A 13,190-nucleotide genomic window follows, 5' to 3' on the forward strand; every position below is an offset into this window, starting at 1 on the left:
GGACCGTCAAAGTGAGGTGCTCCGCCGCCGCTTTAGGACCAGTCTGATCAAAACAATCCGCCTCGTGGGTGGCCAGGGTAACCCAGCCGGAAAATCGACTGGCGTGCCAGGTGTACGTCCAGGTTCAGGTACATCCAAATCTGACGCCAAGGCGTCAACAGGAAGACTTGAACCTTGTTCCTCTTTGGCCGGGTACAAGAGCTGTCGTGCTGGCGGCGTCAGAACGTCCCCATACCGATGTACTGTTCCGAGCCCTAGTGGCGGCCGTCAGTCTCTTTAGAGCACAATGAAGGCCTCTGTTTCTTGGCTTCATTGTGGTTGGACGACTATGAACTGGCCCATCATGCCCTGGTCGGCGTGCCGTACCAAATGGCAGTGGTACATGTAGGCCGTCTCCGGGTCGGTATGGCGGCCGAACTTCAAGGCAATCCGCGCCGAGGTCCCTACCGGCAGGAACACGGTGTCCTTCCACCCGGAGAATTCCGGGCCGGGATCGGCGCCGTTGAGTTCCAGGATCTGGAACTGCACCCCGTGGACGTGGAAGCTGTGCGGCTGGTTATCGGTGTTGCTGACCATCCATATTTCCACCGTGCCGGCGCCGACCGTCGCGTCGATCCGGGACATGTCCATCATGCGCCCGTTGATGAACATGCCTTTGAGAATGAAGCTGCGCGTTGCCGCCGACATTTTCGGGTCAACAGGCTCGAGGTCGGCCAAGCGTTCGGGCAGTTGCGGTGAACCGGCCAGCTTATCGGCGGCCCTGAACTGCAGCAGGTCCAGCACGTCGTTGCCGCCGGCGCCGTCGTTAAATTCCCTGCTCATCCCCAGTTCCTGGGGAAAGGACCGGAGCACGGGCTGTTCCCCGGGCGTGAACCGGACCACGATTTCGGCCCGCTCCCCCGGTGAGAGCAGCAGCCTCCCAACAGCAACGGGTGCCGGCAGCAGGCCACCGTCGCTGCCTACCACCTGGAACTGCCGGTTATCGGCGAAACCGAGGTTGAAGATGCGTGCGGTCGCAGCGTTGAGAAGCCGCAGCCGCACAGCCTCTGTGGTGACGGCCAGGTGCGGGTTGCAGGTACCGTTGACAAGGACCGTGTCGCCCAGCAGCCCGGTCTGGGCGGGCGGGCCCGGCCGGAAGGATCCATCATCACCAAAGGTGCGGTCCTGGACGATGACGGGAACATCATCCACCCCGTACTCGAAGGGCAGCCCCTGAACCGGCTCGTCGCCGTCAAGGATGAACATCCCTGCCAGGCCGCGGGCCATCTGCGCTTCGGTCTGCCCATGGGGGTGCGGGTGGTACCACAGGGTGGCCGCGGGCTGGTCCACGGTCCATTCAGGGGCCCAGACAGCGCCGGGATTGATGATCTGGTGGGGGCCGCCGTCGAAAACGGCGGGCAGGTGCATGCCGTGCCAGTGCACGGTCGTTGACTCCTCCAAGGCGTTCGCGACGGTGACGCGGACCTTCTCACCGCGGCGTGCCCTGAGGGTGGGACCCAGAAACGTTCCGTTATAACCCCAGGTAGGAGTGGTCCTGTCTGGCAGGAAACGGCTGCTTCCGGCCTCCGCGGTTAGCTGGAAGACCCGGGTTCCGTCCGCTGCGGTCATCGAGGCAGCCAGCGGCGGAATGCCCAGAGGATTGGCGAAGTCCAAGGTGCCGACGGTGGAGAAAGCCGCGCGTGTGTCGCCGTTCCTGCAACCGGTCACTGTCAGGGCTGCGGCGCCTGCCGTTCCGAGCAGGAACACGCGCCGGGAAACAGGGGGATTCACCCGTCCAGCCTAACGTGCTAGCAGGGTCGGCCACGGCACGGTAAACGGAAGGATGGTTCGTCGCACCCAGGCTCAGGAGGTACCGGGACGGCGGAGTTGTGTGCCGGCCGGGTCTGGTTAAGAAGTCCTTTCGCGGGCGGTCTGTCCCAGGCCGGGCCTACCCTTTGCTGGAGGCGAGGAAAAGCACCGTCAGCACCACGATGTCATCGATGTTGGTCGCGTGAACATGGCTGCCGCTGCCAAAATGGTCGCAAGCACGAGGATTCCTTTCAGTTTCGCGGTGCCAGGTACCCGTCCCCGCTGCCGCCTATGCCTTCTTCCGTTGCCGGGATCCCAGCAGGGTGCCCAGGACGTACAGGCCCACACCGACGGTGACGAACACGTCCGCGAGGTTGAAGGTGGGAAACCAGCCGCTGTGCAGGTAGTCCACCACGCCGCGCCCGTCCAGCCGGTCGATGAGGTTGCCGGCGCCGCCGCCGAGCACCATGGCGGCACCAGCCCTGGAGAGTCGTGACATGGCTGGTGCGGTGGACACGGTGTACCAGGTCATGGTCAGGACGATTATGGCGGTGGCGGCGATGACCAGCCAGGGGGCCAGGTCCGCGCCGAGGCTGAATGCTACCCCGGTGTTGTACAGCAGCTTCAGGTTCATCAGTCCCAGGTCGACCGTGGCGTTGTGGATGAGCAGGGCCTCGGCCAGGGCCTTGACCCCCAGGTCGGCCGCCGCGAGCACGGCGGCCGAGACGAGCAGGCCGATCTTTATCCGCCGCCCTTTCCCCGCGCCCGGAGGTGAACCCGCGGGGTATGCTCCCGATTGCTCGCTCACGCTGCCGGTCCCACAGCCGTCACGGTCTTGGCAGACTCGAGCGTGGTTTTGAACCCTACTGCTTCCTCGGCCTCTTCGGCCGCGGTTTCGGGCTTGTCGTCACTGCAGCCGCAAGCGTCACTCATCGCGTTTTCTCCTTCGTCGGTTCCACGTTGTCAGTTTTGCAGGACCTGGTGTACCTGATTCAGAGCCAAGGAGTTACGCATCTCCCTGACGCCAAATCGAAGGCTCGCTGTGACAAGCTCCACGCGAACCTCCAGGATCGACTCCCGGCGAACCAGGTCGGCTGCCTCAAGTTTGTCCATGTAGTCCATCCTTTCAGGAGCCCGCCACGGTACTCAGGACGGTGGCGGGCTCGGGAGCCGTCCTGTGGCTTCAGCGCACGTAGGGCGGAACCGTTTCAGTAGCAGCGGTATCCGCCGCGGCTGGGCGTTTGGAGGGGTCGTGGGCTGTGTTGGAGGCACGGATTTCGGCGTCGTGCTTGCCGCCCATCCAGGCACTGTTTCGAGCAGTGCTGCGGGGGGGGGGGGGGGGGGGGGCGGGGGGGGGGGAGGGGGGGGGGGGGGGGGGGGGCGGGGGGGGGGGGGGGGGGGGGGGGGGGGGGGGCGGGGGGGCGGGGGGGGGGGGGGGGGGGGGGGGGGGGGGGGGGGGGGGGGGGGGGGGGGGGGGGGGGGGGGGGGGGGGGGGGGGGGGGGGGGGGGGGGGGGGGGGGGGGGGGGCGGGGGGCGGGGGGGGGGGGGGGGGGGGGGGGGGGGGGGGGGGGGGGGGGGGGGGGGGGGGGGGGGGGGGGGGGGGGGGGGGGGGGGGGGGGGGGGGGGGGGGGGGCTTTCGAGGAAAGGGACATGCCGCTGTGCAGCATTGCTGACCTTCAGCGCATGATCGACAGGCACAAGGGAAAGCGCGGACTGCGGCGAGCCAAGGAAGCCATCAAGCTGGCCCGCGTCGGCTCCGACTCACCGCAGGAAACGCTGCTCCGGCTGGCCATGGTGCGGGCTGGGCTGCCGGAACCCGAGCTGAACGTTCCCATCATTTCGGAGGACGGGACACCGCACCATGAGCCGGACCTCTCCTACCGGAAGTACCGGATCGGGATCGAATACGAGGGCGAACACCACGGCGGGGAGGGGCAGATCGTGCGGGACATTGACCGCTCCGAGCGCTACGCAGCCCTGGGCTGGACCGAAATCAGGATCTCCAAGCGCCACATGCTCAACGATGCGAAGCCTGCGGTCGCCAAAATCCGGGCGGCGCTGATCCACGGAGGCTGGCGGCGCGGTGATTAAAAATCGATTGCTCCGCAGCGGCCGTTTTGAAGACTCAAAAGGGCAGGTACGGAGCAATCGATGTGGTGGTTGGGCCCACGCCGCCAGGGTTCCCTGGCCGAGCTCGCGAGGCGAGGGTGGCGGTGGGGAGGGTCAGCCGAAGTACTTCGGCAGGGTCCCCTCGTGGGCTTCGCGGAGGGCGTCCAGGGACAGGCCCTCCACGCCGTTGATTTCCAGCTTGCCGCTCGCTGCGTCCACCACGCCGATGCGGGTGTGGGCGAAGCCGCGGGCCGTGCACATGTCCGTGAAGCGGACTTCCTCGGAGCGCGGGACGCCCACAATGGCACGTCCCTGGGACTCGGAGAAGAGCGCCGTGAACAGGTCCACGCCGTCCCGGTCCAGGACGTCCTGCAGGGCGATCCGGGCACCCACGCCGTAGCGCAGCGAGGACTCCACGAGGGCAGCCGCGAGGCCGCCTTCGGAGAGGTCGTGGGCGGAGTCGACCATGCCGTCGCGCGAGGCGTTGATCAGGATCTCGCCCAGCGCGCGCTCGGCCTCGAGGTCAACCTTCGGCGGCTGCCCGCCGAGGTGTCCGCGCATGTTGGCCCATTCGGAACCGTCCAGCTCGGCACCCGTGGTGCCCAGGAGGTAGATCGCCTGGCCGTCCTCACGCCAGCCCGACGGCGTGCGGCGCGCGACGTCGTCGAGCTTGCCGAGCACAGCCACCACGGGGGAGGGGTGGATCGGGGTGGTGCCCGTCTGGTTGTAGAGCGAGACGTTGCCGCCGGTCACGGGGATGCCCAATACCATGCAGGCGTCGGACAGGCCGCGGATGGCTTCGGCGAGCTGCCACATGACGTCCGGATCCTCGGGCGAACCGAAGTTCAGGCAGTCGCTGACGGCCATCGGGATGGCACCGGCGGTGGCAACGTTCCGGTACGCCTCGGCCAGTGCCAGCTGGGCGCCCTGGTACGGGTCCAGGTAGGTGTAGCGGCCGTTGGCATCGGTGGCCAGGGCAACGCCCAGGCCGGATTCCTCATCCACGCGGACCACGCCGGCGTCGTCGGGGAACGCCATGGAGGTGTTGCCGCCCACGTAGCGGTCGTACTGGTCGGTGATCCAGGACTTGGAGCACATGTTCGGCGATGCCACGAGTTCGGTGACAGCGGCCGCGAGCTCAGCCGGAGCGGCCGGGCGGCCGGCGTCCTGCACGGAACCGGTGAAGGTGTCAGCCTGGACGGCGTCCTGCCACTCGGGCCGGGCATACGGGCGGTCGTAAACCGGGCCGTCGTGCGCCACGGTGCGGGGGTCGACGTCGACAATCACGTCGCCTTCCCAGGTGATGATGAGGCGGCCGGTATCGGTCACCTCGCCCAGCCAGGAGTACTCCACGGCCCACTTGTCCATGACGGCCTCGAACGCTTCCACGTTCTCCGGCGTGACAACGGCCATCATGCGTTCCTGGGACTCGGACATCAGGATCTCGCCCGGGGTCAACGTGGGGTCGCGCAGCAGGACGGAGGTCAGCTCAACCTGCATGCCGCCGTCACCGTTGGAGGCAAGTTCGGACGTGGCGCAGGAGATGCCCGCCGCGCCCAGGTCCTGGATGCCTTCCACCAGGGAGCCCTTGAACAGCTCCAGGCAGCACTCGATCAGGACCTTCTCGGCGAACGGGTCACCCACCTGGACGGCGGGGCGCTTGGAGGGCTTGGTGTCGTCGAAGGACTCCGAGGCCAGCACGGACGCGCCGCCAATGCCGTCACCGCCGGTGCGCGCGCCGAACAGGACCACCTTGTTGCCCTTGCCGGAAGCGTTGGCCAGGCGGATGTCCTCATGGCGCATGACGCCCACGGCGAGGGCGTTGACCAGCGGGTTGCCCTGGTACACGGAGTCGAACACCATTTCGCCGCCGATGTTCGGCAGGCCCAGGGAGTTGCCGTAACCGCCGATGCCGGCCACTGCACCGTGCATGACGCGCGCGGTGTCCGGGTGGTCGATGGCACCGAAGCGCAGCGGGTCCATCACGGCCACCGGGCGGGCACCCATGGAGATGATGTCGCGGACAATGCCGCCGATGCCGGTAGCGGCGCCCTGGTAAGGCTCAACGAACGACGGCGAGTTGTGCGATTCGATCTTGAAGGTCACGGCCCAGCCGTCCCCCAGGTTGGTCACACCGGCGTTTTCGCCGATACCCACCAGCATGTCCTTCTTCATTTCCTCGGTGACCTTCTGGCCGAACTGGCGCAGGTGGTTCTTGGAGGACTTGTAGGAGCAGTGCTCGCTCCACATGACGGAGTACATGGCCAGTTCGGCGCCGGTAGGGCGGCGCCCGAGGACCTTGACGATCTCGTCGAACTCGTTCTGCTTCAGGCCGAGTTCGGCCCAGGGCAGCTCGGTGTCCGGAGTCTTCGCGGCGTGCTCAACGGTGTCGATGTTGAACTTCTTGGTGGTTTCCGTGGTCACTTGGCGCCTCCCACAATCTTGTTCAGGACGGAGGTGAAGAATCCGAGGCCGTCGGTGTCGGACCCGCCGATGCCATCGAGGGATTCGGGACCGAAGCCAACTTCCACCGCGTGCTCGGGGTGCGGCATGAGGCCCACCACGTTGCCGGCTGCGTTGGAAATGCCTGCGATGTCCCTGCGGGAGCCGTTCGGGTTGAAGCCAACGTAGCGGAACACCACCCGGCCCTCGGCCTCAAGGGCGTCCAGGGTCTTGTCGTCGGCGATGTACTGGCCGTCCTGGTTCTTCAGCGGAATGGTGATCTCCTGGCCCGCCTCGTAGTCCAGCGTCCACGCCGTGTTGCTGTTTTCGACGCGGAGCACCTGGTCGCGGCACAGGAACTTCAGGTGGTCGTTCTTGATCATCGAACCGGGCAACAGGTGCGACTCCGTGAGGATCTGGAAGCCGTTGCAGATTCCCAGCACGGGCAGCTTGGCGTCGCTGTTGGCCGCATCGATGATCTTGGACATGAGCGGAGCGAAACGGGCGATCGCGCCGGCCCGCAGGTAGTCGCCGTAGGAGAAACCGCCGGGAATGATGACGGCGTCCACGTCGCCAAGGTGGGAGTCGCCGTGCCAGAGTTCGACGGCGGTGCCGCCGGCGAGGCGGACGGCGCGGGCGGCGTCGCGGTCATCAAGGGTGCCGGGGAACGTGACGACGCCGATCCGGGCGCCAGCGAGCCTGCTGGCGACGGAAGCGTTGCCGGGGGCTTCTCCGATCAGGGGAAGTTCAGTCATGTCAGGCCTCGACGACCTCGACGTTGACGACGTCCTCGATCACGGGGTTGGACAGGAGGGTCTCCGCTGCATCGCGTGCCTGTGCCAGGATTTCCTCGGTCACCTCACCGTCGACGGTCAGTTCGAAGCGCTTGCCCTGGCGGACAGAGCTGAAGCTGGTGAAGCCCAGGCGGGGGAGAGCGCCGACGATCGCCTTCCCCTGCGGGTCCAGAATCTCGGGCTTGGGCATGACGTCAACAACGATCCGGGGCATCCGGTAACTCCTGTGCGTGAGCTTGGGTAAGGGCGCAGCGGAGTGGTGCCGTCTCACGCCGTACCGGGTGCCTGGGACACAGTGTGTGTTGCACACTGTTTCTTGGACACTTGTTTTTTAGACATTGTGGACGGGCGCTCCGCGAGCTTGCTAGCTCATTCTACCGGCCGGAGCGCCCCACCCTGTAAACGGCTGTTTGGCGGCGGCCGGCGGCATGGGACCAAGGCGAATAGAGGGGACTGTCGGGGTTCTGGAGTTGTGCGTCCTGCGTCACTAGGATTGCTGGATGGCTGAGAAATCGAAATCCGTGCTGTTGCCAGTGGTTGCCGCAGCAGTGTTCGCGGGGCTGGGCCGGATGGTGCTCCAAAAGATCAAGGCTGACCGCTTCGCCCGTGAGAACAGGGTGGCGGGTCCGGTGGATGAAAAGACCAGGCAGTGGATCAGCGAGGTGGTCCGCACGCCGCGCCAGTAGCGGGAGGCGTTTGACATCTGAGGGTTTGTGAGGGCGTCCTGCGGGGCGCCCTTTTTTGGTGCTCCGATGCAGCTCCCGTCCTCCTATGTGACTGGCGAAAATATTGGTTTTGTGTCCTATGTCATATTCGGCTATCACTCTGTACTCTTTGTTTCGACTGGTCTTACGGAATGACAAGATCTGTAATTCCCTGTGCAAGGTCAGTCGTTTCGGGCCCCCAACCGTGGCTGGGCCGGTACATCGTGAAAGGTTTGCACGTGAGATCTACTGGAAAGAGCCCCATGCGGGGCGGGGGATTCCGGAAGGCAGCGGCGCTTGCCGTGGGCTTGCCGCTTCTCCTCACCTCGATGGCCATCACTCCCGCCACCGCGGCGCCGGCCGGGCAGGATCAGGCAGCCGCCGCCAAGGAAACTGCACCCGCAGAATTCAAGGACGGACGCTACATTGTGGTCCTGGCGGAAGCCGCGGCCGCCGCCTATGAGGGCGGCACCCCGGGGCTTGGCGCAACCAAGCCGGAAAACGGGCGGAAGCTGGACGCCGGCAGCGCCAACTACAGGGCCTATGACGCACACCTCCGCCAGCAGCAGCGGGAGGTGGCGGCAAGCCAGGGGGTGACCCCGGGAAAGCAGTACACGGCCGCCCTGAACGGCTTCACTGCAGAGCTGACTGCCGCCCAGGCAATGGAACTCTCCAAGGATGAGCGCGTCATGGTGGTTGCACCCGACGTGGAGAACGCTCCTGACTACACCACCACGGATTTCCTTAAGCTGACCGGCCCGGACGGGGTCTGGGCCAAACAGTTCGGCGGCGAAGCGAATGCCGGCAAGGGCGTGGTGGTCGGCGTCATCGACTCGGGCTACGCACCGGACAACCCGTTCCTCCAGGGCGAGCCGGTCCAGCCCCTGAGCGGCCCGGCCCAGGTGGGCGTGCCCTACCGCACCGCGGAAGGCCGGATCGCCATGCTCAAGGCTGACGGCACCACCTTCGAGGGCGAATGCCAAAAGGGCCAAGGCACCGGAGCGTCGTTCGACGGCTCCCTGTGCAACACCAAGGTCATTGGCGCGAGGTACTTCGCCGATTCCTTCCTGCAATACGTAGCCCCGCAGAAACGGGCCCCGGAGGAACTCATCTCCCCGGTCGACGTCGGAAGCCACGGGACCCACACGGCCACCACTGCCGCGGGTAACGCGAACGTGGAGCAGGTCATCGACGGCGCAAACTTCGGCAAGAGCTCCGGCGTTGCCCCCGCCGCGAAGGTTTCGGTCTACAAAGTCTGCTGGGAGGACACCAACCCGGACACCGGCGGCTGCTACTCCTCCGCCTCGGTGGAAGCGGTGGAGGCCGCAATCAAAGACGGCGTGGATGTCCTGAACTACTCCATCTCCGGGAACAACAACAACACCACCGATCCCGTGGCGTTGGCGTTCCTCAATGCTGCCGCTGCAGGCGTCTTCGTGTCCGCATCTGCCGGCAACTCCGGGCCCACAGTGTCCACCGTCAACCACGCTTCACCCTGGCTGACCACGGTTGCCGCATCCACGTTCCCCAGTGACCTGCTGGGCACCGTCAAGGTCTCGGACGGCTCCCTTTACCGCGGAGCTTCGATCATGAAATCCGAAGTGGCGGACAAGCCGGTTGTCGTCGCCTCGGCTGCGGCAGCAGCCGGAGCCACCAATGCCAACCTCTGCGCGCCGGGCTCCCTCGACGCGGCCAAGGTCACAGGCAAAGTGGTGGTCTGCGACCGCGGCGTCGTGGACCGGACGGCCAAGAGCCAGGAAGTCCAGGACAAGGGCGGCCTCGGCATGATCCTGGTGAACCTCACCAGCAGCTCCGAGGACGCCGATAACCACGTGCTGCCCACCGTCCACGTCAACGCCCCCAAGAGCCTGGAACTGAAGTCGAAGCTGGAAGCGAACCCGGCCCTGACAGTCAGCCTGGCCAAGGGCGACCTCACGGGCCTGCCGCCGGCACCCGCACCCCAGATCGCCGGTTTCTCCTCCCGCGGACCTACCCTTGCCGCCGGCGGCGACCTGCTGAAGCCGGACATCGCGGCTCCCGGTGTGAACGTCCTTGCCGGCGTCTCCACCATCGGCAACAACGGTGACCAGTTCGGCTTTATGTCCGGAACCTCCATGGCCGCACCGCACATCGCCGGCTTCGGCGCCCTGGTGCTCAGCAAGCAGCCCAAATGGACGCCCGCGATGGTCAAATCTGCCATGATGACCACCGCTTACCCGCTGGTGAATGCCGACGGTACGCCCAATACGGATCCGTTCCAGGGCGGCGCAGGCCACATCGACTCCACCCGGGTCCTGGATCCGGGCCTGGTCTACAACTCAGGCATCAAGGACTGGCTCGGCTTCCTCAACGGCCAGGGCATGGACACCGGTGCTCCGCAGGCCGGCTCCATCGCGGCCCGCGACCTGAACGTGCCGTCGATCGCACTCGGCAGCCTGGTTGGGGAAGTGCAGGTCAAGCGGCAGCTCACTGCCCTGGTTCCCGGAATCTACCGTCCGGAAGTCAACATGCCGGGATTCAATGTCCAGGTGGAGCCGAACGCACTGAACTTCGCCAAGGCCGGCCAGACCCGCGAGGTCACGCTGACCATCCGGAACGTCAGCGCTCCGGTGGGCAAGTTCAGCAGCGGCACCCTCACCTGGAAGGGCCCGCGCACTGTGAGCTCTCCTATCGCCATCCGGCCTGTTGATGCGCAGATCGCCCCGTCCTTCGCCTTCAGCTCCGCCACCGGCAGCGGCAGCGGCACGATGGAACTGGTGTCCGGTTCGGACAGCCCGATCAACGTAGGGGTGGAGGGGCTGGCTCCGCTGAGCCAGACGGCCATCACCAAGACTCCCGGCGCGTACGCCCCCCGGAACGACGCCCACAATGCGCTGCTTCAGGTGGCAGTTCCGCAGGGAGCCTCGTTCGCCCGCCTGGGCGTCCAGGCGCAGTCGGACGACGTCGACTGGGACATGGTGGTCTACGCGCCTAATGCTTCGGGCGGACTGACTGCCACCCAGGTGGCGACGGCCTCCGCCAGTGAGTTCCTGAACCTGGAATCCCCCCGGGCCGGGACGTACTACATCGCGGTCAACCTCTATTCCACGCCGGACAACGGCGCAGCCAGCGCGTCGGTGCAGGCGGTCACCTTCGCAGGGGACGCCGGCAACCTCACGGTGGAACCGAATCCGATCGTGGCCCCGAATGGCACCGCCACCTCTGCCGCGGTGTCCTGGACAGGCCTGTCCGAAGGTGCCTACCTTTCGCGGCTCAGCCTGGGCGGGAACGGCATCAGGACCTGGGTCAATGTGCAGGTGGGCGCCGCGCCGGTCGCCCCCGCCGGCGCTCCGCAGGTGGCACTGGCGGACGCGGTACCCGCGTCCTAGCAGCCTGATGTCCTGGCGGAAAAGCACTCCCTAAAGAAAAAAGCAGGATCCCGGACGGTAAACCGCCCGGGATCCTGCTTTTTGCCTGGCGAACCGCCAGAACCGGGCGTCCTAGGTGCTGCCCCAGGCTCCGCCTGCGCTGCCCAGCAGCGGTGCCATCGCATTCCAACGGGCGATTTCGCAGCCGTCCGTGCGCCTGAAAACGGAATCCACCGGGCGGCCGTGGAAGACTCCGGTGACCACGGCCACCTGCGGCCCGCCATACTGCTGGGTGCACAGGCGCGGTGGTCCAGGCTTGGGAAAGAAGATGTCCTCACCGTACTTCTCCACGGCCGCGAGGGCGGCTTCGGGGTCCGGCAGCGTGCTCCCGGGCTGGGCCCGCCCGTCGTCCGCCATGAGCCGAAAAACGTGTTCGACGGCGGCCGGGTCCTCCCGGAGCCTGACGGTGAGGTCAATCATGCGCTCATGCCGGGAATGGTCGAGACGGCGTCCAGTTCCGCGGCCAGCTTCTCCCGGAGTGCGGCTGCCTCGGCGGCGAAGGAGCGCTGGTACTCCACGTAGGCGGCTTTCCCCTGGGGTGTCTCGATGGGGATCGCGGGATAGCCCCATTCCGCCAGGTCGTACGGAGAAGCCTGCATGTCCATGGCACGGATCCGCCAGGACAGCTCGAAGCAGTCCATCACCAGTTCACTGGGCAGGGCCGGCAGCAGTTTGTAGGCCCACTTGTACAGGTCCATGTTGGCATGGAGGCAGCCGGGCTGTTCCTGGTGGCGCTGGCTGTTCCGGCTCGGTGAAAACTCATTCAGCGGCACGGCGTCCGGCGTATAAAAGCGGAATGCGTCGAAGTGCGTGCAGCGGATCCTGTTGTCCTCCACCACCTTGTCCGTACCGGCCGCCCCCAGCCGCAGCTGGAGATATTCATGGCGGAGGTCGAACCTGTCCTGGTGGTACACCATGGCCCATTCATGCAGGCCAAAGCAGCCGAACTGCGCCGGGCGCGCGGCGGTCCCGCGCAGGATGACCCCGGCAAAGGCGACAGCCTCGCTGCGGTCGGCAAGGAAGGCGTCCCGGTCAAAGGTGACCGCGGTGCTTCCTTCCGGCAGCCCCAGGAAGGCAAGCTCGCCGTCGTCGAGCGTCCTGTAGTGCTTCCAGCCCGTCCGCGCGGCAGCTGCCCTGCCCAGCAGGACGTACCCTGCACCCGGGTGCCAGCGTCGCAGCTGGCCCGGTTTCTGGGTGTAGTAGGTGAACAGGAAGTCTTCCACTGGATGCTTCCTGCCTGCGGACCTGCGGGCAAGGTAGGGGTCGGCGTAGCGGCTGACGCGCAGGTGGTGGGCTTCCTCCCGCGACTGCCAATCATCCGCCGCCAGAAGCTTAAGCTCCACCCGCGGCACCCAGGACATCCTTCGCAGCCTCCCAGGCGCTGATTTCGCATCCGTTGGTGCGGGAGAAGGCGGCGTCTACGGGCACGCCGTCCACAACACCTGTCACGGTGGCCTTCTGCGGGCCGCCGTACTGCTGGGTGCAGGCCTGGTCCGTTGCCGGGGTGGACGGGCTGAGCAGCCCGGCGTTCTCCTTCAGCGCCGCGCAGGCTGTTTCCGCGGCCGGATGCACGCTTTCGGCAGCAGGGACACCTTCGGTGCAGACCAGGGTGTAGCTGATCTCCGGTTCGCCCTCGGCGGGAACGATGATGATGGCCAGTTCGGCGTTCCCCCTGCCCGGCCCCGATGGCGCTGCCGGCGATTCAGGAGCCGGGGCGGGGACGGAGGTCTCGGCGTCGGCTGACGGGCTGGCGGCAGGCTCCGGGGAACCCGTGGCGGAGGCCGTGGGAGATGCCGACGTTCCGGCGGACGGGGTGCCTCCGCCCTGGCCCGGGGAACACGCCGGGAGCAGCACCGCTGCCATGAGCAGGGCAACCGCCCGGATCTGCGTTCTGCGGGTGGACAACATCCCTGCGCGCCTCGCCCCTGTGGAGATCGTGTTGGACA

Annotated in this window: 12 protein-coding genes; 3 read left to right on the forward strand and 9 right to left on the reverse strand. The window is 66.7% G+C overall.

Annotated features, from left to right (window positions below):
* Positions 1 to 309: 309 nt before the first annotated feature.
* The 3 genes from FHJ30_RS03500 to FHJ30_RS21835 all read right to left on the reverse strand — a co-directional run bounded on the left by FHJ30_RS03500 (position 310) and on the right by FHJ30_RS21835 (position 2,721).
* Complete coding sequence (locus FHJ30_RS03500) at positions 310 to 1,770, reverse strand: multicopper oxidase family protein (protein WP_139027876.1); 1,461 nt, start codon at positions 1,768 to 1,770, stop codon at positions 310 to 312.
* Positions 1,771 to 2,077: 307 nt separating this feature from the next.
* Positions 2,078 to 2,596 carry a signal peptidase II gene (gene lspA, locus FHJ30_RS03510; protein WP_139027877.1) on the reverse strand — a complete coding sequence of 173 codons (519 nt, stop codon included), beginning with the start codon at positions 2,594 to 2,596 and terminating at the stop codon, positions 2,078 to 2,080.
* Positions 2,593 to 2,721, reverse strand: coding sequence for a hypothetical protein (locus FHJ30_RS21835; RefSeq protein ID WP_257223801.1), 129 nt, complete (start codon positions 2,719 to 2,721; stop codon positions 2,593 to 2,595). The genes lspA and FHJ30_RS21835 overlap by 4 nt, the downstream gene beginning before the upstream one ends.
* Before the next feature lie 717 nt (positions 2,722 to 3,438).
* Here FHJ30_RS21835 and FHJ30_RS03520 point away from each other — a divergent pair.
* Complete coding sequence (locus FHJ30_RS03520; RefSeq protein WP_240793567.1) at positions 3,439 to 3,879, forward strand: endonuclease domain-containing protein; 441 nt, start codon at positions 3,439 to 3,441, stop codon at positions 3,877 to 3,879.
* Positions 3,880 to 4,011: 132 nt separating this feature from the next.
* Here FHJ30_RS03520 and purL read toward each other — a convergent pair whose 3' ends face one another.
* Genes purL through purS form a run of 3 tightly spaced genes read right to left on the reverse strand, consistent with a single transcriptional unit; the run spans position 4,012 to position 7,347 of the window.
* On the reverse strand, positions 4,012 to 6,321 hold the full coding sequence (purL, locus tag FHJ30_RS03525; RefSeq protein WP_139027878.1) for a phosphoribosylformylglycinamidine synthase subunit PurL: 2,310 nt from the start codon (positions 6,319 to 6,321) through the stop codon (positions 4,012 to 4,014).
* Positions 6,318 to 7,094 carry a phosphoribosylformylglycinamidine synthase subunit PurQ gene (gene purQ, locus FHJ30_RS03530; protein WP_139027879.1) on the reverse strand — a complete coding sequence of 259 codons (777 nt, stop codon included), beginning with the start codon at positions 7,092 to 7,094 and terminating at the stop codon, positions 6,318 to 6,320. Before purQ ends, purL begins: the two co-directional genes overlap by 4 nt.
* 1 nt (position 7,095) lies before the next feature.
* Positions 7,096 to 7,347, reverse strand: coding sequence for a phosphoribosylformylglycinamidine synthase subunit PurS (gene purS, locus FHJ30_RS03535; protein ID WP_015935902.1), 252 nt, complete (start codon positions 7,345 to 7,347; stop codon positions 7,096 to 7,098).
* A 286-nt stretch (positions 7,348 to 7,633) separates the two neighbouring features.
* Here purS and FHJ30_RS03540 point away from each other — a divergent pair, with 286 nt between their 5' ends.
* Positions 7,634 to 7,819 carry a hypothetical protein gene (locus FHJ30_RS03540; RefSeq protein WP_139027880.1) on the forward strand — a complete coding sequence of 62 codons (186 nt, stop codon included), beginning with the start codon at positions 7,634 to 7,636 and terminating at the stop codon, positions 7,817 to 7,819.
* A 281-nt stretch (positions 7,820 to 8,100) separates the two neighbouring features.
* A complete protein-coding gene (locus FHJ30_RS03545) occupies positions 8,101 to 11,205 on the forward strand; it encodes a S8 family serine peptidase (protein WP_139027973.1) in 3,105 nt (1,034 codons plus the stop codon).
* A 111-nt stretch (positions 11,206 to 11,316) separates the two neighbouring features.
* Here the strand turns inward: FHJ30_RS03545 and FHJ30_RS03550 are convergent, their stop codons facing one another.
* The 3 genes from FHJ30_RS03550 to FHJ30_RS03560 are packed head-to-tail and all read right to left on the reverse strand — an operon-like array spanning position 11,317 to position 13,152.
* Complete coding sequence (locus FHJ30_RS03550; RefSeq protein ID WP_139027881.1) at positions 11,317 to 11,664, reverse strand: serine protease inhibitor; 348 nt, start codon at positions 11,662 to 11,664, stop codon at positions 11,317 to 11,319.
* The gene (locus tag FHJ30_RS03555) at positions 11,661 to 12,605 is read right to left on the reverse strand and encodes a 3-methyladenine DNA glycosylase (protein WP_139027882.1); all 945 of its coding nucleotides are present in this window, start codon (positions 12,603 to 12,605) and stop codon (positions 11,661 to 11,663) included. The genes FHJ30_RS03550 and FHJ30_RS03555 overlap by 4 nt, the downstream gene beginning before the upstream one ends.
* Positions 12,577 to 13,152: an SSI family serine proteinase inhibitor gene (locus FHJ30_RS03560; protein ID WP_139027974.1), complete on the reverse strand. Its 576-nt coding sequence runs from the start codon at positions 13,150 to 13,152 to the stop codon at positions 12,577 to 12,579. The genes FHJ30_RS03555 and FHJ30_RS03560 overlap by 29 nt, the downstream gene beginning before the upstream one ends.
* Positions 13,153 to 13,190: the final 38 nt, after the last annotated feature.

The organism is Arthrobacter sp. BB-1, from assembly GCF_006151685.1.
Classification (GTDB): domain Bacteria; phylum Actinomycetota; class Actinomycetes; order Actinomycetales; family Micrococcaceae; genus Arthrobacter.